Source organism: Pseudomonas sp. 10(2024) (genome assembly GCF_045164175.1).
GTDB classification, from domain to species: Bacteria; Pseudomonadota; Gammaproteobacteria; order Pseudomonadales; family Pseudomonadaceae; genus Aquipseudomonas; species Aquipseudomonas alloputida.
In genome coordinates this window covers 2,940,660-2,962,146 of the sequence record NZ_CP174006.1, presented here as the reverse complement: position 1 = coordinate 2,962,146, position 21,487 = coordinate 2,940,660, and the positions used below count along the sequence as shown (strand labels likewise).

The following is a 21,487-nucleotide window of genomic DNA, read 5'->3' as shown; positions in this document are numbered from 1 at the left end:
ATGCGAACCCTTGATGTACACCCGATCATCGACAATGCGCGCTTTACCCCGTTTCACTGGATGGTCATGGCCTGGTGCGGCCTGCTGCTGATTTTCGACGGCTATGACCTGTTCATCTACGGTGTGGTACTGCCGGTCATCATGAAAGAGTGGGGCCTGACCCCGTTGCAGGCTGGTGCATTGGGCAGCTATGCGCTGTTCGGCATGATGTTCGGCGCCCTGGCCTTCGGCAGCCTGGCCGACCGCATCGGGCGCAAGAAGGGCATTGCCATCTGTTTCGCCTTGTTCTCGGGGGCGACCATCCTCAACGGCTTTGCCAGCAGCCCGAGCGAGTTTGGCATCTACCGCTTCATCGCCGGCCTGGGCTGTGGCGGCCTGATGCCCAACGCCGTGGCGCTGATGAACGAATACGCGCCCAAGCGCCTGCGCAGCACGCTGGTGGCGATCATGTTCAGTGGCTATTCGCTGGGCGGCATGCTGTCGGCAGGTGTCGGTATCTTCATGCTGCCGCGTTTTGGCTGGGAGTCGATGTTCTTCGCCGCAGCGGTGCCACTGCTGCTGTTACCGGTGATTCTCTACTACCTGCCTGAATCCATCGGCTTCCTGGTGCGCCAAGACCGTATCGAGGAAGCACGCACATTGCTCAAACGGCTGGACCCGGACTGCGATGTCCAGGCCGATGATGTGCTTCAGGCGGCCGACCGCAAAGGCAGCGGCGCTTCGGTGCTGGAACTGTTCCGCAATGGCCTGGCGATTCGCACCCTGGCGCTGTGGGTTGCGTTCTTCTGCTGCCTGCTGATGGTCTATGCACTGAGTTCCTGGCTGCCAAAACTGATGGCCAACGCCGGCTACAGCCTGGGCTCAAGCCTGTCATTCCTGCTGGCACTGAACTTTGGCGGCATGGCCGGGGCGATCCTCGGCGGCTGGCTGGGCGACCGCTACAACCTGGTCAAGGTGAAGGTGGCGTTCTTCATTGCCGCCGCACTGTCGATCAGCCTGCTGGGGGTAAACAGCCCGATGCCGGTGCTGTACCTGCTGATCTTCATTGCCGGCGCCACCACCATTGGTACGCAGATTCTGCTGTATGCCGGCGCCGCTCAGATGTACGGCCTGTCGGTGCGCTCTACCGGCCTGGGCTGGGCCTCGGGCATTGGCCGTAATGGCGCCATCGTCGGCCCGCTGCTGGGCGGTGCGCTGATGGGCATCAACCTGCCACTGCAACTCAATTTCATCGCCTTTGCCATCCCTGGCGCCATCGCTGCGCTGGCCATGGCCGTGCACCTGGCCAGTGGTCGGCGCCACGCCCAGACCCTGGCGGCGCAGGCCTGAACCGAACAGAACAAGACGAGGTAACCCCCATGACCGTGAACATTTCCCATAATGCCGAGGTACAGCAGTTCTTCGAGCAAGCCGCAGGCTTTGGTAATGCGGCCGGCAACCCACGCCTCAAACGCATCGTGCAGCGCCTGCTGCAGGATACCGCGCGGCTGATCGAAGACCTGGACATCAGCGAAGACGAGTTCTGGCACGCCGTCGACTACCTCAACCGCCTGGGCGGTCGCGGCGAAGCCGGGTTGCTGGTGGCGGGGCTGGGCATCGAACACTTCCTCGACCTTCTGCAGGATGCCAAGGACCAGGAGGCAGGGCGCGTTGGCGGTACTCCACGCACCATCGAAGGCCCGTTGTACGTGGCTGGCGCACCGATTGCCCAAGGTGAAGTGCGCATGGACGACGGCAGCGAGGAGGGCGTGGCCACGGTGATGTTCCTGGAAGGCCAGGTGCTGGACCCGCACGGACGCCCGCTGCCGGGTGCCACGGTCGACCTGTGGCATGCCAATACCCGTGGTACCTACTCGTTCTTCGACCGAAGCCAGTCGGCGTACAACCTGCGTCGGCGCATCGTTACCGATGCCCAGGGGCGCTACCGTGCGCGCTCCATCGTGCCATCGGGCTATGGCTGCGACCCGCAGGGGCCAACCCAGGAATGCCTGGACCTGCTGGGCCGTCATGGCCAGCGCCCGGCGCATGTGCACTTCTTTATCTCGGCGCCAGGGTACCGGCACCTGACCACGCAGATAAACCTGTCGGGGGACAAGTACCTGTGGGATGACTTTGCCTATGCCACACGGGATGGGCTGGTCGGGGAGGTGGTGTTCGTCGAAGGGCCGGAGGGTCGGCATGCCGAGCTGAAGTTCGACTTCCAGTTGCAGCAGGCCCAGGGCGGTGCCGATGAGCAGCGCAGCGGGCGGCCGCGGGCTTTGCAGGAGGCCTGATCCACCGAGTGGGCTGTTTCGCGGGCATGCCCGCTCCCACAGGTGAAGCCTGTGCAGTCGTTGTGGGAGCGGGCAAGCCCGCGAAGCAGCCAACACCCAAACAAGAGCCCGCCACAAAGGCCGGCCGCTGGCTTGCGAGAAGCTACATGAATACGCTGATCAAGGACTGCTCTGTGTCGGCCATCGTCGCCGGCAGCATTGCCACGACGATCTCCTACGCCGGCCCGTTGGTGATCATTTTCCACGCCGCCGAAGCGGCCGGCCTGTCGCACCAGCAGTTGTCATCCTGGGTCTGGGCCGTGTCCATGGGCAGTGCGGTGCTCGGTGCGCTGCTCAGCCTGCGCTACCGCGTGCCGATAGTGATCGCCTGGTCGATCCCGGGGTCGGCGCTGTTGGTCACCGCCTTGCCGCAACTGGGCCTGGCGCAGGCCGTGGGCGCCTACCTGGTGGCCAACCTGGTCCTGCTGCTGATCGGCATCAGCGGGGCCTTCGACCGCATCATCGCGCGCCTGCCGGGTTCTATCGCTGCCGGTATGCAGGCCGGGATCCTGTTCAGTTTTGGCATCGAGGTGTTCCGCGCCTTGCCGGTGCAACCGCTGCTGGTACTGGCGATGTTCGTCACCTACGTGCTGATGCGTCGGGTGCAGCCGCGCTATGCCGTGGCTGCGGTGCTGGTCGTGGGCATGCTGGTGACCGTGGCCAGCGGTACGTTGCGCAGCGAGGCACTGGTGCTGGAACTGGCCTCACCTCAGTGGATCACCCCCCAGTTCAGCCTGGCGGCGGTATTCAGCCTGGCGCTGCCGATGGTGCTGGTGGCGCTGACCGGGCAATTCATGCCGGGTATGGCGGTACTGCGCAACGCTGGCTACCCCACGCCGGCCAGCCCGCTGATTAGCGCCAGTGCCCTGATCGGAGCGCTACTGGCGCCGTTCGGTTGCCACGGGCTGAACCTGGCGGCGGTTACCGCCAGCCTGTGCACCGGCCATGAGGCCCATGAAAACCCGCAACGGCGCTACGTAGCTGCGGTGGCTGGCAGTGCGTTGTACCTGCTACTGGGCATTGCCGGGGCCACCTTGATGTCGCTGTTCGCCGCCTTTCCCGCCGTACTGATCGCGGCCCTGGCCGGTTTGGCCCTGTATGGCGCCATCAGCGAAGCCCTGGTCCGCAGCCTGGCAGAACCGGCCGAGCGCGACGCCGGGCTGTTCACCTTCCTGGTCACCGCTTCGGGGGTGGCTTTTCTGGGCCTGTCGGCAGCGTTCTGGGGGCTGCTGTTCGGCCTGCTGGCGCACGCGCTGCTGAGGCTGCGCCAGCCACGTGCCCGGGAGGTGCTGCGCCGTACCCCATGAACTGCCGTGTTTCCAACGCTTTACCCATAAAAACAAGATCAAGAGAGCTTCGGAATGAACCACACCCCTTGCGTTGCCCTGGGCCTGACATTGCTCAGCCAGCCACTGCTGGCTGCCGAAGGCGGCTTCTTCGAGGACTCGAAGGCCACCCTGAGTGCCCGTAACTACTACTTCAGCCGCGATTTTTCCGACATTGTCGGGGCCAACAAACAGTCCAAGGCCGAGGAGTGGGCCCAGGGTTTCATCCTCGATTTCAAAAGTGGCTACACCCCGGGCCCGGTCGGCTTCGGCGTGGACGCCCTGGGCTTGCTGGGGATCAAGCTGGACAGCAGTCCAGACCGCACCAACACCGGCCTGTTGCCGGTGCATGGCGACGGCCGCGCTGCCGACGAGTACAGCCGCCTGGCGCCGACCTTCAAGGCGCGGATATCAAAAACCGAACTGCGTGCAGGTGAACTGCAACCGAACCTGCCGGTGCTGACCTTCAGTGATATTCGCCTGTTGCCACCCACCTATCAGGGCGTGAGTTTGAGCTCGTCGGAAATCGACGGGCTGACTATGCAGGCCGGGCACTTGAAAAGCACCCACCTGCGCAACGAAGGTGGCGACGGCAAGATGAACGCGATGCTCGGCCATGTGCCGATGCGACAGGCCGAAAGCGACGCGTTCAACTATGTGGGTGGGGATTATGCGTTCAATGCCAATCAGAGCAGCGTCAGCCTTTGGTACGGTCAGCTGGAGGACATCTACCAACAAGGCTTTGTTGGCCTGAAGCACAGCAAACCCGTCGGCGACTGGGTACTCAGTGCCAACCTGGGTTATTTCACCGCGCGTGAGCAAGGCGATGCGCTGCTGGGCAACATCGACAACCAGGCGTTCTTCTCGCTGTTCACTGCCCGGCATGGCGGGCACAGCTTCCATGCCGGCTACCAGGGCATTTATGGCGATAGCCCGTTCCCACGGGTATTCGCCAACATCTCGCCGTTGGGCAACGAGGTGCCGACCTATGAGTTTGCCTACACCGACGAACGCTCGTACCAGGTGCGTTACGACTACAACTTCGCCGCCATGGGCGTGCCGGGCCTGACAGCGACCGTGCGCTACATAACCGGTAACAATGTCGATACCGGGCTGGGTTACGAAGGGCGTGATCGCGAGCGTGATCTGGATATCGGCTATGCGGTGCAGAGCGGGGCACTGAAAGGGTTGGGGATACGGGTGAGAAACGCCATGGCGCGCTCCAACTACCGCAGTGATATCGACGAGAACCGCCTGACGCTGGTGTACACCTGGCAGCTGTTCTGAGCCATCCAGAAGAATTGCGCATCAGGGGTGTATGGGGGTAGCGTGCGGAAACGACTCTTTCAGGAATCCCCACCTTGGACTCCATCACCCAAGCCGTACTTGGCGCGGCGCTGCAAGGGACCGTGCTCGGGCGCATCCAGGGCCGACGCTCGCTGCTGTATGGTGCAGCACTGGGCACGCTGCCGGACCTGGATGTGATCATTCGCTATGCCGACCCGGTGTCGCAGATGACTTATCATCGCGGCTTCTCCCACTCGTTGTTCGTGCTCACCGGCCTGGCCTTGCTGTTGGCCTGGCTGGTCAACAGGCGCTGGCCCGGCAAGGGGTATACCTTGCCCAGGCTTTTTTTGGCGTTCTGGCTGGTATTGGTAACCCATCCGGTGCTCGACGCCTTCACGGTTTACGGCACGCAGTTGTTCTGGCCTTTGCACACCACCCCGGAAAGCTGGGCGGCGGTGTTCATTATCGACCCGGTCTACACCGTGCCGCTGCTGGCTGCGGTGGTCTTCACTCTCATGAAGGGCGTGACCCGCAGGGCTACCCGCCTGCTGACCATGGCCCTGGTGTTCAGTACCTGCTACCTGGGTTTCGGCCTGGCGGGGCGCATGGCTGCCGAACAGCGCTTCCAGTCGGCACTGGATCAGCAAGGTATCGTCGTGAGTGAGGTGCGTGCCGTGCCGATGGCATTCAACAGCCTGGTCTGGCGGGTGCTGGCCAAGACCCCGGATGGCGATTACTACGAAGGCATCAGCAGCATGCTCGACCAGCAACCACCCGAAATGCAACGCTTGTCGCGCAACCTGGAACTGGCGCAAGCACTGAACGATGACCCGTTGCACCAGCGCTTGCGCTGGTTCACCGATGACTGGCTGCGTTATGACCAGATTGGCGACGCACTGGTGGTCACCGACCTGCGCATGGGGATCCCGGGGAATTACACCTTTCGCTTCAACATGGCTCAGCGCGATCATCAAGGGCAGTGGATGGTCGGTGTGCCTTCGCCGTGGCGAGGCAGCGGGCCTGGCTCGCTGTTCAACGCTCAAGAGCTGATGCTTATCTGGCGACGCATTGTCGACCAGCAGCCGCCACTGCCGCTGGCGAACTGGACAGATCGCTACCTCTGGCAAACCGAAGCTGCAAGGCCGCCCCCATAGATCAGGAACCTTGCATTGCCTGAAATTGCACCCATCTATGGCGGTTCGATCAGCGTCAGGAAAACACCATGGAACCCAACCGCTTCGGCGACATCGCCGCCTTCGTCAGCGCCGCGAAGGCCGGTAGCTTCACCGCTGCGGCTGCCAGCCTGGGCCTGACCCGTTCGGCGGTGGGCAAGAGCATCGCCCGCCTGGAAGCCCGCATGGCGGTGCGTCTGCTCAACCGCACTACGCGCAAGCTGAGCCTGACCGATGAAGGCCTGGTGGCGTTCGAGCGCTGGCGGCAGATTCTGGATGACCTGGACGAGGTCGAAAGCACCATGGCCCTGCGCCGGGGCAAGCCCACTGGCACCCTGCGTCTGACCGCGCCGTTGTCGCTCGGGCAGCGCCATGTCCTGCCGGTCCTCGACCAGTACCTCAAGCAATGGCCCGAACTGCGGGCGGATATCCGCTTCACCGACCGTTTCGTTGATCTGGTCGAAGAGGGTGTGGACGTCGCCGTGCGCATCGGTGCACCCAAGGAAGATTCGCAATTGCTGACGCGCACCGTCGCCTGGCAGCAGTTCGTGACCTGTGCTTCGCCTGCGTATCTGGAGAAGCGCGGTGTACCGCAGATGCCCGGCGACCTCTATGGCCATGACAAGATCGCCTTCCTGGCGGGCGAGAAGGCCATGCCCTGGCGCTTTCACACAGAAGCGGGGCTGCACCTGTGCGAAGATCCCGGGCGGCTGAACATCGACAGTTCCGAGGCCATGCTTGACGGCGCCCGGGCCGGCTTTGGCCTGATTCATCTGCCTACCTATATCACCGGTGACGACCTGCGCGCTGGCAATCTGGTGGAAGTACTGCACGCCTACCGCCCCCCGGCAGACCCCATTCGCATCGTCTACCCAAGCAAGCGCCACCTGTCCCCTCGGGTACGCGGCTTCATCGACTTGTTGGTGGCCAGCTGGGAGCCAGGCGTGCCTTGGGAATACTGATTGGGGAATGCCAGGCCCCTATGCCGGGCCTGAAACTGGGTTTATCGCTGGCGGCGCAGCATGGAAACTGGCAGCCACTGATAATCCCTCTGGAGACCCCATGACTGCACTGTCCGTACTGGATCTGGTCATGATCGGCGAAGGCAAGACCTTCGCCGACGCGATCGAAGAATCCCGCCAGCTGGCGCGGCATGTCGAGCAACAGCACTACAGCCGCTACTGGATCGCCGAGCACCATGACATGCCGGGCATTGGCTCGGCTGCCACGTCGCTGGTGATCAACGAAATCGCCAACGCCACCCGACACATTCGTGTGGGTGCTGGCGGTATCATGCTGCCCAACCATGCGCCGTTGGTGGTGGCCGAACAGTTTGGCACCCTCGATACATTGCACCCGGGCCGTATCGACCTGGGCCTGGGCCGTGCACCAGGCACGTCGGGGCCGACCGTGCGTGCATTGCGCGGCGCCGCGCCAGAGCGTGATTTCAGCCAGGACATCGCCGAGCTGCGTGATTACCTGGCGGACAACGGCAAACGCCGGGTGCGCGGCGTACCGGGTGCGCACGATGTGCCGGTGTGGATCCTCGGTTCCAGCCTGTTCGGTGCTGACCTGGCGGCGAAGCTGGGCCTGCCTTATGCCTTCGCCTCGCACTTTGCCCCGCGTTACCTGCTGCAGGCCATTGCCCATTACCGCGCCAACTTCCAGCCTTCCGCGCAACTGGCCAAACCCTATGTGATGGTTGGCATGAACCTGTTCGCCGCTGCCAGCGATGCTGAGGCGCACTACCTGGCCAGCTCCCACCGCAAGTGGATGCTGGACCTGCATGTCGGGCGCTTTGGCTTGCTGCCCAAGCCGCAAGAGGGTTACATCGAACGCTTGCCGGACCACGAGCGCGCCGTGCTCGAGCAGGTGATGGCCTGCACCGTAGCCGGAGGGCCTGAACGGGTGAGGGAAGGGCTGCGCTCGCTGATCGAGCAGACCGGGGCGGACGAGCTGATGATCGACTGCCGCATCCATGACCCGCTGGCGCGGCAGCGGTCACATGCCTATGCCGCGCAGGCGCTGGCTGAACTGGGCTGACACGAAAAAAAACGGGCGCCCGCAAGAGCGCCCGTTTTTGCATCAAGCCTGCTTCAGGAACGGATAATCCGTATACCCTTCAGGCCCATTGGCGTAATCGAACTTCGCCCGGTGCTCATTCAGCGGCGCTTGCAGCCGCAGACGCTCCACCAGGTCGGGGTTGGCAATGTAGGCGCGCCCGAACGCCACGGCATCGATCAAACCCCGCCCGATGAGGTCTTCGCCTTTCTCGGCGGTGTAGGCACCGGCCGCGATGATCACCCCGGGGTAGGCGGCGCGAATGGCCTGACGGAACTCGTCACGCAGTGGCTTGCCACCGGCCCAGTCCGGCTCGGACAGGTGCAGATAGGCGAGGTTGCGCTTGGCCAGCTCGCGGATCAGGTACAGGCCGGCGGCTTCCTGGTCTTCGCCATTGTCCACACCATTGAAACCACCCAACGGGAACACGCGAATACCGACCCGGTCGGCGCTCCAGTTGGCAATGGCCGCATCCACCGCCTCCAGCACAATGCGCGCACGGTTTTCAACGCTGCCGCCGTAGCGGTCTTCGCGCTGGTTGGCACTGGGGGTGAGGAACTGGTGCAGCAGGTAACCGTGGGCGGCGTGCAACTCGATGAAGTCGAAGCCGGCTTCACAGGCATTGATCGCGGCCTGGCCAAAGTCGGCGACGATGCCAGCGATCTCCGCTTCGCTGAGCGCCCGGGGGGCGGAGGTTTCCACGCGCGTCAGGTTGCCTTGCGCGTCACGCAGGGTGGTGCGTGCATCCGCCGGCAGTGCCGAAGGGGCCACGGGTGCCTCGCCGCCAGGTTGCAGGGAGGTATGCGACACCCGCCCGGTGTGCCACACCTGCACGGCGCTGTGGCCGCCATCGGCATGGATGCCTTCGTTGATGTGCTTCCAGGCAGCGATCTGTTCGGCGCTGTGAATGCCGGGCGAGCCCGAATAGCCCTTGGCCTGGAAGGAGATTTGCGTGGCTTCAGTGATGATCAGGCCAGCACTGGCACGCTGACGGTAGTACTCGGCCATCAGTGCGGTGGGTACATCACCCGGCTCCAGGCTGCGCAGGCGGGTGAGGGGGGCCATGAATACGCGGTTGGGCAGGGTGAGTGGGCCGATTTGCAGCGGTTGCAAGAGTTTCATTGCAGCTCCAGAGGAGGAAAACCAATGGTGCGCACGATACCGGGGTGATTGGGGAAAGGGGGGACCGGGAGCCCGGCTCAGGGCTCCCCAATGCGTCAGCTGCGTGCCTGCCGCCCACTCACATAATGCGCCACGTCATTGAAGCCCGGCGTGGACGCATGCCCTGGCGTTACCAACGAATCGATGAATGCCTCATCCTCCGCGGTAATCTTCACCGCCAATGCGCCGCCATAGGTATCCCACTGCTCCTCGGTCCGCGGCCCGACAATCGCGGAACTGACCCATTGGTTATTCAACACCCAGGCAATGGCGAATTCGACAACGCCCACCCCCTTGGCCTCTGCATACGTCTGAATCTGCCGGGCAATGGTCAGCGACTCCTGGCGCCACTCCACTTCCATGATGCGTTTGTCCTGCCGCCCTGCGCGGCTACCGGCATCCGGCACCGCGCCCGGCGCATACTTGCCACTGAGCACGCCCCGGGCCAGCGGGCTGAAGGGTACGACGCCCAGACCATGGGCGGCGGCGGCCGTGAGCTGTTCGGGCTCGGCCTGGCGGTTGACGATGTTGTACAGCGGCTGGCTGACTACCGGCCTGGGCACACCGAGGCGCTCGGCAACATGGCAGACCTCGGCAATGCGCCAACCACGGAAATTGGACACCCCCCAGTAGCGGATCTTGCCCTGGCGCAACAAGTCGCCAATGGCCTGCACGGTCTCTTCCAGCGGTACCTTGTGGTCTTCGCGGTGCAGGTAGTAGATGTCCAGGTAGTCCATGCCCATGCGGGTCAGCGTGGCATCCACGGCATTGAAGATGTGCTTGCGCGACAACCCGCTGCGGTTAGGCAGGCCGTCGGCCGGGCCGAAGCCGACCTTGCTGGCGACGATCCAGTCATGGCGATGGCGCGCCACGGCTTCACCGACGATTTCTTCCGAGCGCCCGGCGTTGTACACGTCGGCGGTATCGATGAAGTTGATGCCTTGGTCCCAGGCCTTGTCGATGATGCGCAGGGCATCCTCGGTACTGGTCTGCTCGCCGAACATCATGCTGCCCAGGGTAAGGGCGGAAACCTGCAGGCCACTGTGGCCGAGGGGGCGGTAGATCATGCGCGTGGGTCCTTATGCAGTCGGCTGACCTACCTGTTTTACACACAACCGGGAAGCATTGAAAGGCACCCCTCAGCCAATGAGCGCCAAAGCCTCCTGCAGGCTCAATGGGCGCTTCAGGCGTTGCGACAGCGTCGCCATGGCATCGGAGTAACCCTTGGCGATAACGGCCTCGACGCGTTCATCCACACATTGCAAGGCAACGAAATCGCCTTTTTCCGGCTCACCGACGAATTCGATGCGGTTCCAGTCCCTGGCATGGCCTAGCACTTCATAGGTACGGCCATGCTGGTAGGTCCAGAAGAAAGGTACATCGGCATAACGGCGTTGTTCGCCAAGCGTGTTGGCGGCGGCGATCACCCCGTGTTGCTGGGCCAGGCGCCAGTGCTCGATGCGCACCGGGCGCCCCGTGAGCGGGAACGTGGCGATGTCACCGGCGGCCCACAAACCGTCGGCTGCGCGCATTTCTGCGTCGACCCTCACCGATTTGTCCTCGCCAAGCGGCACGCCTTGAAGGAACGCGGTGGCGGGCCTTACCCCGGTGCCGAGCAGCACCAAGGGGGTCTGCAGCCGTTCACCATTGGCAAGTTGCACCGCTTCGACCTTGTCCAGGCCTTCGATCCGCTCGACCTCGGTGGGGCCGTGGAAGGTGATGCCTTTCCGTTCATGCAGCGCGCGAATGCAGCGCCCGATCCGCTCGCCCAACTGTCGGGCCAGAGGGACTTCGTGGCGCGAGACCACGTGCACCTGCAAGCCATACTTGCGCAACGCCGAGGCTGCCTCCAGGCCGATGAAGCCATCGCCGACAATGACCACCGGTTGGCCAGGCTCGGCGGCATCGAGCAACTGTGCAGCATCTTCCAGTGAGCGGAGGGTGAACACCGCGGGCAAGTCGGCACCGGGAATGTCTGGGCGCAGTGCTTTACCGCCGGTTGCCAGCAGGCAGGCGTCGTAATCGATCTGCTGACCATCGGCGAGGGTGACCTGGCGCTTCTGGCTGTTCAGGGTGCGTACCTTGCCGTACTTGCGCTCCAGCAGGCCCTTGCGCAGGGCGTCGGCTTCGAGCAGCGCAGGGACCTCATCGGGCGGCATCTGCCCGGCAATCACGAATTTGCTCAGTGCTGTGCGATCGTAGGCCGGCTGGCGCTCCTGATCGATCCATACCAGCCGCCCAGCGAAGCCATGAGCCAGCAGGGTGGCGACGGCGGCGCTGCCGGCGGCACCGGCGCCGACCACCACAAAACAGCGGGCATCGCTGTGTCTGGGCGGTTCGGTTGCCGGCAGGGGCTGGTCATCGACCCAGACTTCATCGCCCTTGATCCACGCCTTGTAGCGGCGCAGGTCGGCGAGTGCAGGCGGCTCACAAACCACGCCGTCGTCAACGGCGAACGCAGCTTTGTGCCAAGGGCAGACCAGCAGGCCACCGCAGACTACACCTTCGTCGAGTGGGGCCCCGGCATGGGGGCAGTTGCCTTGATAAGCGTGTACCTGCTCCCCTTGGCGGACGAGGATGAGTTCTTCGCTACCGGCCTGCACGCGCAGGGGGCGGTGTTCGTCGAGCTGGGCCAAGCGGGCCACGGCGTACTGGGTCATGGGGCTTCTCCAAAGGGGCCTTTGGAACCATTTGACGCCTGGGGCGAGAAGGGGATGCGTTGAGCTGACGATCGGTGGAGGGTGTGGATTGGGTGGGCCTCTTTGCAGGCTTGCCCGCGCCCACAGGCTTGAAAACCTGTGGGTGTGGGCAAGCCGGCCAATGCCTCAACTCGCCCGTGCAGTACTCAGCGAACCCGCTCGCGTTACACGCAAGGCCACCAGGCTACCCAATACGATCAACGCCGCGAGCGAATACAGTGCGGCATCGGTTGAGCCGGTCTGGTCCTTGATGAACCCGACCAGGTACGGGCTGAGAAACCCCGCCATCTGGCCTACCGAGTTGATGATCGCCAGACCTGCCACGGCGGCTCCGGCACTGAGCAGCGCAGTCGGCATTGGCCAGAACATCGGCAAACCGGTAAGCGCGCCCATGGTGGCGATCGACAAGCCAAGAATGGCAATGCTCGGGTTGCCGGCGAAGTTCACCGCAATCAGCAGGCCGACGGCGCCCATCAGCATTGGCACCACCAGGTGCCAGCGGCGCTCGTTGCGCAGGTCGGCCGAGCGCCCGCAAAGGATCATGAACACACCCGCCAGCAGGTACGGGATGGCGCTGAGCCAGCCGATCAGCAGCGGGTTGTCGAAGCCCATGCTCTTGATGATCGAGGGTAGCCAGAAGTTGATCGCGTACACGCCGCTCTGAATGCAGAAGTAGACGAAGCCGAAGGTCCAGATCAGCGGGTTGGTCAACACGGCCAGCACGCTGTCGCTGGTGGTGCTCGGTTTGCTTGCGGCATCGGCCTGCAGGTCGGCAGCGATCAGCTGACGTTCAGCTGGGCTCAGCCAGGCGGCTTTCTGGTAGCCGTCACTGAGCAGGAATACCGCCAGTACGCCCAAGGCCACAGTCGGCAGGCCCTGGATCAGGAACATCCACTGCCAGCCGGCCAGGCCGTGCTGGCCGGCGGCGAAATGTTCGAGGATCCAGCCGGAGAACGGCCCGCCAAGCAGGCCCGATACCGGGATCGCCGACATGAAAAGGGCCATGATTCGGCCGCGCCTGGCCGCCGGGAACCAGCGCGAGAGGTACAGCACCACACCCGGGAAGAAGCCGGCTTCGGCAGCGCCGGTGAGCAGGCGCAGGGTGTAGAACTCGGCAGGGGTGGTGACGAACAGCAGGCAGGTGGACAGGCTGCCCCAGGCGATCATCATCAGCGCGATCCAGCGCCGTGGGCCGAAGCGGTTGAGGGCCAGGTTGCTTGGCAGGCCACACAGTACGTAGCCGATGAAGAAGATGCCGGCGCCAAGGCCGTACACCGTTTCGCTGAATTTAAGGGCGTCGAGCATCTGCAGCTTGGCAAAGCCGACGTTGACGCGGTCCAGGTAGTTGAACAGGTAGCAGATGAAAATGAACGGAATCAGCCGCAAGGTGATACGCCGGTACAGCGCGTTGCGGGTGGTGTCCGTGCCTTGGTCAGGGGCGGGGCTGTGTGCCATGATCGGGTTCTCTGTTGTTATGGTTTTCGCCGCGTCGCCTGTTCCGGCGCTCGCCCTGACGAGTCTCGGGGACTGCGGCCAGCCTGTCTTTGTGCTTTTGCACAGCGCTTGGCCCAGGCTGCTGTGCCCGAGCCCAAAAGCCAAACACCTAAAGGACCCCGCAATGTTCGAACTCGACCATGACCTGGCGCAGGATATCGTTGACCGGGCAATGGCCATCTTGCCTTGCAACGTCAATGTCATGGACAGCCAGGGGTTGATCCTGGGCAGTGGTGAGCCGGAGCGCATAAACACCCGTCACGAGGGCGCGCAGCTGGTCTTGGCCAATGGCCGGATCGTCGAACTGGATACCGACGCGGCCAAGTGCCTGAAGGGCGTGCAGCCCGGCGTGAACCTGCCATTGATGCTCGATGGGCGGCTGATGGGCGTGTTGGGCCTGACCGGCGACCCGCAGCAGGTGCGCACCTATGGCGAGCTGGTGCGCATGACCGCCGAAATGCTGCTGGCCCAACGCAATTTACAGGCTGACCAGCAATGGCGAAGGCAGCGCTGTGACGACCTGCTGGCGCTACTGCTCGGCGGCAGCGGTAACTCCCCGCGCTTGCTGGACGAAGCCCGTCAGTTGGGCCTGAAACCTCAGCTACCGCGGATACCGTGCCTGTTCGAGATTACTTCCGGGCCACCTGCCGAGGCGCTGGCCGCATGGTTGATGAGCCGTTATCCGGATAGCTGGTGCGTCAGCCCGGCTCGCCAGTCGTTGCTGTGGTGCCGCCCGGCAGGCGTGGCACTGGATGAACTGCGCTTGCTGGAACGCCTGCAACGCCACGGCTGGGACATTGAGCGACTGGCCCTGGGTAGTGCAGCGCAGAGCCTGGAGCAGTTACGCCGTGGTTACCGCCGGGTACGTGACTTGCTGGCCTACGGCCGCGAGGTATTGCCCAGCGAACGATTGCTCAGCCTGCAGCGCTACCGGCTGCCGGCGCTGCTGTGGCGCCACCGTAACGACGACGCGCTGGACGAGCTGCTGGAGCCGTTGCAGCGCATCCGCGCCAAGGACAGCAGTGGCCAGTTACTCACCACCCTGCGCGCCTGGTGTGCCCATGACGGCCAGAGCCAGTCCTGTGCCGATGCCCTGGGCATCCACCGCAACAGCCTGCGCTATCGACTGGAGCGCATAGCCGAGCTGGGTGAGGTCGACCCGCTGCGCCTGGAAGGGATGCTTAGCTTGTATCTGGGGTTGCAGCTGTTGCCAGCTGACTGAAGTATTCACTTGCCGGCGGTTGGGCCAGAACAGGCAAAAAGGCATCTGCCCAAACAACCCGGCCGGCGTTTTGTGCATTTGACTGAGGCCACCTGGCCAGCCACCTGTCAGCATGCCGCTCATCAGGACAGGAGAAACCCCATGAAAATCGTCATTGCCCCCGACTCGTTCAAGGACAGCCTCGATGCTGCCGGTGTCGCCCGCGCCATCGCTGCGGGCCTGAGCGAAGCGTGGCCGGAGGCTGAACTGGTCGAGTGCCCAATGGCCGACGGTGGCGAAGGCACCATGGAGGTGATCCTGGCCGCCAGCCGCGGTGAATTGCGCCGCCAGGCCGTGCGCGGGCCATTGGGGCAGCACGTCGAGGCTGGCTGGGGCTGGTTGCCGCAAAGTCGCACCGCAATCATCGAAATGGCCCAGGCCAGTGGCCTGCAACAGGTGCCAACAGGCCGGCGCGATGCTTGCCGCAGCAGCACCTGGGGTACCGGTGAGCTGATTGCCGCAGCCCTCGACGCCGGCGCTCGGCGCGTGGTGCTGGCCATCGGTGGCAGCGCCACCAACGATGCCGGCAGTGGCATGTTGCGAGCGCTTGGCCTGCGCCTGCTGGATGCTGACGGGCAAGCGCTGGAAGAGGGCGGCCTGGCCTTGGCCAAGCTGGCCCGTATCGACGCCAGCGGCCTCGACCCGCGCCTGGCCGGGGTGCAGTTTGAAGTCGCAGCGGATGTCGACAACCCCTTGTGTGGCGCCAACGGCGCATCGGCGATCTTCGGCCCGCAGAAAGGTGCCAACCCGCAGCAAGTAGAGGCGCTGGACCACGCGCTGAATCATTTTGCCGACCATTGTGCGCTGTTGTTGGGCGAGGATGTGCGCGATTACCCTGGTTGTGGCGCGGCCGGTGGCATGGGCTTCGCTGCCCGGGCATTCATGGACGCGCAGTTCCGCCCCGGGGTGGAAGTCGTGGCTGAGCTGGCTGGCCTTGACGCCCTGGCGCAGGGGGCAGATCTGGTGGTGACGGGCGAGGGGCGTTTCGATGCCCAGACACTGCGCGGCAAGACGCCGATGGGGGTGGCGCGGGTTGCCAAGCGCCATGGCGTGCCGGTGGTGGTACTGGCCGGGACCTTGGGGGAGGGGTATCAGCAGTTGTATGCCCATGGGGTCGATGCTGCATTTGCCCTGGCCAGCGGACCGATGAGCCTGGAGCAGGCGTGTGCAAATGCTGCCGAGCTGTTGCAGGCCAGGGCTTGTGATATAGGTCGGCTGTGGCGCTGCGCGAAACGAGGCTGAACACCCTGTAGAAATGGCCTTATTGCTGAGTCTCGAACATGGCAATGAAGTTGGCCAGCGCTGGCGAAGCATTCTGGGCGCTCCATTTCATGTACAGCCCAAGCCCTGGGGCGGGCTGGTCATCGATAGGGCGGATCGGGCAAAACCGCACGCGTTCGCGTGGGGTCGAGCGGACGAACGACTCCGGCACCAGGGCCACGCCAAAGCCGCAGGCAACCAGACCCAGCAGGGTGTGGATCTGCGCCGCCTCCTGCACGACCTTGGGGTAGAACCCGGCCGACTCGCACAGCGCAACCAACTGTGCGTGGTAACCCCCGCCCAGCGCTTGCGGGGTGAACACGAAGTCCTCATCGGCAAACTCGCGCAAGTCGACGGCCTCGTGCCGCGCCTTGGGATGGCTGGCGGGCAGCGCCATGACGATCTGCTCGTCAAGCAGCAAGCGTGCCTCCAGGGTGCCGGCCGGCAGCGGTAGCCTGCGCATGAAGCCGATGTCCGCCTCACCGGCCAGCAAGGCCTTGGCCTGAGAGGCAGATGGCATCTCGCGGATGGTCAGCTGTACGTTTGGATAAGTCTCCCGAAAGCGGCGCAAGCGGTTGAGCAGCGAATCGTAATAAGCGATGGAAATGGCCGTGATGGTCAGTTTGCCGCTGACGCCCGCAGAAACGTTGCGCGCGTACTCGATCCCTTGTTCAAGTTCAGCAAGCGTGCGGTAGGCGGTGTCGAGAAACGCTGCACCCGCTGCGGTCAGGCGCACCCCGCGCTTGTTGCGCAGAAGCAGGCCGAAACCGAGCTTTTCCTCGAGCCGGTTGATCGCCTGGCTCAGCGGTGGTTGCGCCATGTGCAGGCGCTGGGCGGCCTTGTGAAAGTGCAGCTCTTCGGCCACGGCGATGAACTGCCTGAGCAAGCGTGTTTCGATCATCCAGCATTCCTGCAGCGTGGCGACTCGGCGGTGATATCCATGGGATATCAAAGTTGCATGCTTTTAATATTAAGTCATTGATTTTTTTGTTGATATCGTAAGAAAGGAGAATTGAAGGTAGCCAGAAATGCCCGTTACTCACCTGGCCGGTGCGCTGTGCCATCCCACTGATCGCACCTTGCGCGCCAGCAATAGCCAGCACATCGCCACCCGCTTCAACGAACACAGCAGTGTCAGCCACCCTCGGGACCTTGACCGTGTGCAGGTGGCCGAGCGCTGGAGCCGCATCAAGGAATGCAATTACGTGCCGGTCAAAGTGGCCAACACGCGCGCGGACCTAGGTGAAAGCCTGGTCTGGGATGAACGCAGCGGCGTGCTGTACTTTGTCGATATCTCTGGCGGGCGCATCAACGGCCTGACACCCGATGGCGAAGTCGAGTGCCTTTACGAGTCTGCCGCGCGCATTGGCGCCCTGGCGCTGACCGACCGGGGTAACCTGATTTTCACCGAGGATGCCAGCGTGGCCCTCTTCGATGTGCCAACGCGCAAGGTGAGCCAGCATTCGGCATCGGTCCATCCGCGCTCGACTTACCGCTTCAACGATGGCGCCTGCGACCCACAGGGACGCTTCGTCACTGGCCTGATGGACGAGGCCCTCAGTGGCAATACCGGGGCGCTTTTTCGCTTTGACTGGCAATTGAGCGACCAGGTGATCCACGATGACATGGGTTTGCCCACCGGCCTTGCCTGGTCGCAGGACGGCCATACGGTGTACTTCGTCGATTCGGCGACGCGTGCGATCTACCGCGCCGAGTACCTCATCGAAGGCCGGCTGGGCGCTGTCACGCTGTTTGCCGAAACCCCCGCCGAACTGGGGCGGCCGGATGGCCTGGCGCTGGACCGCGACGGCGGGCTGTGGGTGTGCCAGTACCATGGCAGCTGCCTGCTGCGCTACGACCGCCACGGATACCTGACCGACCAGGTGTTGATGCCAGTACCGTGCCCCACCAGCTGCTGCTTTGGCGGGCCCGGGATGAACACCTTGTACATCAGCACCGCGCGTTACGACATGACGCCAGAAGACTTGCACCATTATCCGGACGCTGGCGACCTGTATGCCATCCGCCCGGAAACGGGCGGCGTCGCCAGGCACAGCTTCAAGGAATAAGCGGTTGCACCTGACTGGCCGGTAGCACAGCCAGATCGCCAAAGCGCTGCGCAGAGTCGATGTAGCGCAGCGCCGACTTGGCGTCTTTCCAGCCTACATAGCTCATCAGCGACTTCAGCTCCCAACCATTGGCCGTGGCCCAGGTGGCGAAACCACGCCGTAGCGAGTGGCCGGTATACAGCGCCGCCGGCACCCCGGCACGTTCCAGCATGCGCCGCAGCAGGCCGACCAGGCTGTTGCTGTTGAGTGCGCTGTCGCCAAGGTTGCCCCAGCGGTCGAGTTTGCGGAACACCGGCCCATGGGCAATACCGGCGACTTCAAGCCATTGCAGGTAGGCAGTGACAGGGCACAAGGCCTTGAGGGCAGGGGTGCGGTGCTGTACGCCCAAGGCTTCGCGGTCGCCCTTGCTGCGCGGCAGGAAAAGCGTGATGCCGACACCGGCTTGTGCCTGGATGTGTTCGATGCGCAGGCGTGCCAGCTCATCGCCGCGAAAACCACGCCAGAAACCCAGCAACAGCAAGGCGCTGTCACGGCGGGCCCGGCGCAGGGCTGCCAAGTCATGGTGCTCGCGGGCTTGTCGGGCTTCTTCTTCAAAACACGCTACAGCGGTTTGCAGGTGTTGCAACAACAGCGGGGCAGCCTGCTTGGGCGGCGTCGGGTGCAGGGTGCGGATGCCGCGTAGCACCTGACGCACCAACGGCGCCTTGGTCGGGTCGGGGAAACCTTGGGCGACGTGCCATTGGCTGAGCGCGGCCAGGCGTTGGCGCAGGGTACTGACTGCATGCTGGTCGGCGTGATCGGCCAGGTAGCGGGCGATACTCTCGGCGGTGGCCGGGAGAAAGCCGCCCCAATGGCTCTCGAAGTGCTCGATGGCGGCCTGGTAGCTGCGCCGGGTGTTGTCACGGGTGGCGGCGCGAAGGTAGCGCTCGATATCGGTCATGGTGCGGGTGTCGGTGTGTGATCGGTACACGATAAACCGAAATGCGTTGCCTGTCCTTGCCCAACGCCCTCGGCAAGCCTGCCGTTGCGCTCAGTACACGCATGCCTTGTCCTCGATACCGTTGAAGGGCGGGTAAGCCCACAGCTGCGGCAGCGACAGTGGCCGGCTGAAGTGGTAGCCCTGGGCGATATCGCAGCCGGCAAGCTTCAGGTACACCACCTGTTCACGGGTTTCCACCCCCTCGGCCACCACTTCCAGGCCCAGGCGCTTGGCCAGGATGATGGTGGAGGACACGATCGGGCTGTCGTCATGGCTGTTGGACAGCGCCGCGATCAGCGAACGATCGATCTTCAGCTTGCTCAGGGGCAGTGAATGCAGGTGGGCAAAGCCGGCGTAGCCACGGCCAAAATCGTCCAGACTGATACCCAGACCTGCGCCGCGCAACGTATGTAAGTGTCTCACCGCCGTGCCTTCGGGGTCGAGGATGGTGGTTTCGGTAATTTCCAGCTCCAGCTGCTGAGGCGCGATGCCATGATGCTGCAACTTGCTCAGCAGCCGGTCAGCGAAGTCGGCTTGACGCAGTTGCAGGGCGGAGACATTGACGGCCAGCCGTGTCTTGCGGCCTTGGGCATCCCAGCTCGACAAGGCTTCACAGGCCAGCTGCAGTACTTCCCAACCCAGCTCGACTATAAAGCCACTGCGCTCGGCCAGGTCGATGAAGCGGTCTGGGTACAGCAGGCCGAACTCGGGGTGGTCCCAGCGCACCAGCGCCTCGTAGCCCTGCACCTGGTGGGTGTCGAGGCGCATTTGTGGCTGGTAGTGCAGCACGAACTGGCGCTCGGCCAAGGCACTGCCGAACGCCTGTTCAAGGGTAAACGCCTGGATATCGGCCAGGTTCAGCGAGGGGTCGAAAAAGCGATACTGCGCACGCCCTGCCTGCTTGGCCGAGTACATGGCCGCATCGGCACTGCGTATCAGGCTGTCGATGTCCTGGCCATCACGCGGACAGATGCTCACCCCTACACTGGGGCTGGTGTTGACCTCTTGGCCATCCAGGGCGTAGGTGGCCGACAGTTTCTGCACCAGTTCGTGGACCCAGGCGTTGATCTGCTCCTCGCTGCGCTCACCGGCCAGCAACACCACGAACTCGTCGCCGCCAAACCGCGAAGCCTCGTCGCCGGGCTCCAGCAGGCGCTGGATACGCCCGGCCACAGCCTGTAGCAGCAGGTCACCAATCTTGTGGCCGAGCGAGTCGTTGATCGACTTGAAACGGTCCATGTCGATGAACAGGATCGCCATCAGTCGGCGCTTGCCACGTTGCCGAGTCAGCACCTGGCTGGCCACTTCGACGAACTGGCGGCGGTTGTGCAGGCCGCTGAGGTGGTCTGTGGCGGCGGCGTGGCTGCTGCGCCGGTGTTCGTCCTCCAGGCGCACGATCAGTTGCTGATTGACCTGCTGGGCATGTTCCAGCGCGTCGAACGCCTCCTGGCGTTTGCGCAGCAGGCGCAAGGTCCATAGCAGGCTGGCCAGGATCATCAGGGTCATGCTCAGGTTCAACCAGAACTGCCGGGAATAGGCCAGCGTCGAGGGTGCGAGGATTTCTGCCTGGCGCTGGCTGACCACAACGCTGAAGCCTTGCTCGGGTACACGGCGGTACACGCTTTGGTAGGCATCACCCGCTACGTACTGGGTCAGCATGCCCGCTTCGGTGTTTAGCGCTGGCAGCGGGGGCTGCAATAGGTCGCCGGCAGTCACCACGCCACTGTTGTCGATGCGCAGCCGCTCCAGGCCGTCATCCTGCAGCAGACGCACCAGGCCACTGTTGCCCAGGTCGATAGGCTGGAACAGCACCGCCAGGTAGCCGACGTCCAGTTGCACCAGCAAAATGTTGTCGATTTCCCGACCGGTCGAATTGGTCAACGGCAGCAGGAAGGGCAGGCGCCAAGTGGGCAGGGCAGCGGTTTGGCTGACAGGCTTAATGCTTGGCAGGAAAGGTTTGAAACCGTAGCGGTCAATGTGCCGCTGCAGTTGGTGCAACCAGTCTGCCGGCAACTCGGCGGCCTCATCGGTATGGCTGGCCGCTAGCAGCCGGCCTTGTCGGTCGTACAGGCTCAACCGCTTGAACACTGGGTCTGCTGCCAGGCTGAAGTTGCCTTGGCGCCGCGTTTTCATGTCGTCCTGGGTCACACGACCCACCGCCTGGGCGCGGTCGACAAGCTGTCGCAGGTTTTCGCCCACGATGCTGGCCAGGTTCAGGTGCTCGATGGCCTTGGCCGACAGTGCATTCTGTCGGGCGGTGGCTTTCTGGGTGACGTGCAGCCCCCAGAGAAACGCCAGAGTCGCTGCACAGAGCATCAGGATCAGCAGTCGCAGAAGGCTGGTGGAGGAAAGCGAGCGGCGAATCACTGCTGATAGTTCCCGACCCTGGGTGATGCTCGGAAAATAC

General features: G+C 63.8%; 17 protein-coding genes. 10 read left to right on the top strand and 7 right to left on the bottom strand.

The genetic code is table 11. The features are described from left to right. The 7 genes from ACI7M0_RS13190 (at position 1) to ACI7M0_RS13160 (ending at position 8,139) form a co-directional block, all read left to right on the top strand. On the top strand, positions 1–1,329 hold the full coding sequence (locus ACI7M0_RS13190) for an aromatic acid/H+ symport family MFS transporter (protein ID WP_129931712.1): 1,329 nt from the start codon (positions 1–3) through the stop codon (positions 1,327–1,329). 29 nt (positions 1,330–1,358) lie between these two features. Continuing rightward, a complete protein-coding gene (catA, locus tag ACI7M0_RS13185) occupies positions 1,359–2,273 on the top strand; it encodes a catechol 1,2-dioxygenase (RefSeq protein ID WP_129931713.1) in 915 nt (304 codons plus the stop codon). Between the two features lie 146 nt (positions 2,274–2,419). Further along, a complete protein-coding gene (locus ACI7M0_RS13180) occupies positions 2,420–3,619 on the top strand; it encodes a benzoate/H(+) symporter BenE family transporter (RefSeq protein ID WP_129931714.1) in 1,200 nt (399 codons plus the stop codon). A gap of 54 nt (positions 3,620–3,673) precedes the next feature. Further along, complete coding sequence (locus ACI7M0_RS13175) at positions 3,674–4,924, top strand: OprD family porin (protein ID WP_047602859.1); 1,251 nt, start codon at positions 3,674–3,676, stop codon at positions 4,922–4,924. Between the two features lie 74 nt (positions 4,925–4,998). After that, entirely contained in the window at positions 4,999–6,078 is a 1,080-nt protein-coding gene (locus ACI7M0_RS13170) for a metal-dependent hydrolase (RefSeq protein ID WP_129931715.1), read from the top strand. A 68-nt stretch (positions 6,079–6,146) separates the two neighbouring features. Next, positions 6,147–7,058, top strand: a complete 912-nt coding sequence (locus ACI7M0_RS13165; protein ID WP_064491971.1) for a LysR family transcriptional regulator — start codon at positions 6,147–6,149, stop codon at positions 7,056–7,058. Between the two features lie 100 nt (positions 7,059–7,158). Continuing rightward, positions 7,159–8,139, top strand: a complete 981-nt coding sequence (locus ACI7M0_RS13160) for an LLM class flavin-dependent oxidoreductase (protein WP_019751643.1) — start codon at positions 7,159–7,161, stop codon at positions 8,137–8,139. Positions 8,140–8,181: 42 nt separating this feature from the next. Here the strand turns inward: ACI7M0_RS13160 and ACI7M0_RS13155 are convergent, their stop codons facing one another. The 4 genes from ACI7M0_RS13155 to ACI7M0_RS13140 form a co-directional block, all read right to left on the bottom strand. After that, entirely contained in the window at positions 8,182–9,279 is a 1,098-nt protein-coding gene (locus ACI7M0_RS13155) for an alkene reductase (RefSeq protein WP_129931716.1), read from the bottom strand. A 95-nt stretch (positions 9,280–9,374) separates the two neighbouring features. Then, complete coding sequence (locus tag ACI7M0_RS13150) at positions 9,375–10,385, bottom strand: aldo/keto reductase (RefSeq protein ID WP_129931717.1); 1,011 nt, start codon at positions 10,383–10,385, stop codon at positions 9,375–9,377. A gap of 72 nt (positions 10,386–10,457) precedes the next feature. Continuing rightward, positions 10,458–11,978 carry an FAD-dependent oxidoreductase gene (locus ACI7M0_RS13145; RefSeq protein WP_129931718.1) on the bottom strand — a complete coding sequence of 507 codons (1,521 nt, stop codon included), beginning with the start codon at positions 11,976–11,978 and terminating at the stop codon, positions 10,458–10,460. A gap of 165 nt (positions 11,979–12,143) precedes the next feature. Then, complete coding sequence (locus tag ACI7M0_RS13140; RefSeq protein ID WP_129931719.1) at positions 12,144–13,472, bottom strand: MFS transporter; 1,329 nt, start codon at positions 13,470–13,472, stop codon at positions 12,144–12,146. A gap of 163 nt (positions 13,473–13,635) precedes the next feature. Here ACI7M0_RS13140 and ACI7M0_RS13135 point away from each other — a divergent pair, with 163 nt between their 5' ends. Next, positions 13,636–14,733 carry a sugar diacid recognition domain-containing protein gene (locus tag ACI7M0_RS13135; RefSeq protein WP_129931720.1) on the top strand — a complete coding sequence of 366 codons (1,098 nt, stop codon included), beginning with the start codon at positions 13,636–13,638 and terminating at the stop codon, positions 14,731–14,733. 141 nt (positions 14,734–14,874) lie between these two features. Beyond that, positions 14,875–16,014, top strand: coding sequence for a glycerate kinase (locus ACI7M0_RS13130; RefSeq protein ID WP_129931721.1), 1,140 nt, complete (start codon positions 14,875–14,877; stop codon positions 16,012–16,014). A gap of 19 nt (positions 16,015–16,033) precedes the next feature. Here ACI7M0_RS13130 and ACI7M0_RS13125 read toward each other — a convergent pair whose 3' ends face one another. Then, positions 16,034–16,933, bottom strand: a complete 900-nt coding sequence (locus tag ACI7M0_RS13125) for a LysR substrate-binding domain-containing protein (protein WP_104887609.1) — start codon at positions 16,931–16,933, stop codon at positions 16,034–16,036. Positions 16,934–17,060: 127 nt separating this feature from the next. Here ACI7M0_RS13125 and ACI7M0_RS13120 point away from each other — a divergent pair, with 127 nt between their 5' ends. Beyond that, positions 17,061–18,101 carry an SMP-30/gluconolactonase/LRE family protein gene (locus ACI7M0_RS13120; protein ID WP_129931722.1) on the top strand — a complete coding sequence of 347 codons (1,041 nt, stop codon included), beginning with the start codon at positions 17,061–17,063 and terminating at the stop codon, positions 18,099–18,101. Here ACI7M0_RS13120 and ACI7M0_RS13115 read toward each other — a convergent pair. Both ACI7M0_RS13115 and ACI7M0_RS13110 read right to left on the bottom strand, forming a co-directional pair. Next, positions 18,091–19,071 carry a site-specific integrase gene (locus ACI7M0_RS13115; RefSeq protein WP_129931723.1) on the bottom strand — a complete coding sequence of 327 codons (981 nt, stop codon included), beginning with the start codon at positions 19,069–19,071 and terminating at the stop codon, positions 18,091–18,093. The genes ACI7M0_RS13120 and ACI7M0_RS13115 overlap by 11 nt on opposite strands. Positions 19,072–19,131: 60 nt before the next feature. Further along, complete coding sequence (locus ACI7M0_RS13110) at positions 19,132–21,447, bottom strand: bifunctional diguanylate cyclase/phosphodiesterase (RefSeq protein ID WP_129931724.1); 2,316 nt, start codon at positions 21,445–21,447, stop codon at positions 19,132–19,134. Between the last annotated feature and the right edge of the window lie 40 nt (positions 21,448–21,487).

What these genes read in the sequence shown, in the direction of transcription:
- ACI7M0_RS13190 (WP_129931712.1), top strand. Translation starts at nt 1, where the DNA reads ATGCGAACCCTTGATGTACACCCGATCATCGACAATGCGCGCTTTACC.
- catA (WP_129931713.1), top strand. Translation starts at nt 1,359, where the DNA reads ATGACCGTGAACATTTCCCATAATGCCGAGGTACAGCAGTTCTTCGAG.
- ACI7M0_RS13180 (WP_129931714.1), top strand. Translation starts at nt 2,420, where the DNA reads ATGAATACGCTGATCAAGGACTGCTCTGTGTCGGCCATCGTCGCCGGC.
- ACI7M0_RS13175 (WP_047602859.1), top strand. Translation starts at nt 3,674, where the DNA reads ATGAACCACACCCCTTGCGTTGCCCTGGGCCTGACATTGCTCAGCCAG.
- ACI7M0_RS13165 (WP_064491971.1), top strand. Translation starts at nt 6,147, where the DNA reads ATGGAACCCAACCGCTTCGGCGACATCGCCGCCTTCGTCAGCGCCGCG.
- ACI7M0_RS13160 (WP_019751643.1), top strand. Translation starts at nt 7,159, where the DNA reads ATGACTGCACTGTCCGTACTGGATCTGGTCATGATCGGCGAAGGCAAG.
- ACI7M0_RS13155 (WP_129931716.1), bottom strand. Translation starts at nt 9,279, where the DNA reads ATGAAACTCTTGCAACCGCTGCAAATCGGCCCACTCACCCTGCCCAAC.
- ACI7M0_RS13150 (WP_129931717.1), bottom strand. Translation starts at nt 10,385, where the DNA reads ATGATCTACCGCCCCCTCGGCCACAGTGGCCTGCAGGTTTCCGCCCTT.
- ACI7M0_RS13145 (WP_129931718.1), bottom strand. Translation starts at nt 11,978, where the DNA reads ATGACCCAGTACGCCGTGGCCCGCTTGGCCCAGCTCGACGAACACCGC.
- ACI7M0_RS13140 (WP_129931719.1), bottom strand. Translation starts at nt 13,472, where the DNA reads ATGGCACACAGCCCCGCCCCTGACCAAGGCACGGACACCACCCGCAAC.
- ACI7M0_RS13135 (WP_129931720.1), top strand. Translation starts at nt 13,636, where the DNA reads ATGTTCGAACTCGACCATGACCTGGCGCAGGATATCGTTGACCGGGCA.
- ACI7M0_RS13130 (WP_129931721.1), top strand. Translation starts at nt 14,875, where the DNA reads ATGAAAATCGTCATTGCCCCCGACTCGTTCAAGGACAGCCTCGATGCT.
- ACI7M0_RS13125 (WP_104887609.1), bottom strand. Translation starts at nt 16,933, where the DNA reads ATGATCGAAACACGCTTGCTCAGGCAGTTCATCGCCGTGGCCGAAGAG.
- ACI7M0_RS13120 (WP_129931722.1), top strand. Translation starts at nt 17,061, where the DNA reads ATGCCCGTTACTCACCTGGCCGGTGCGCTGTGCCATCCCACTGATCGC.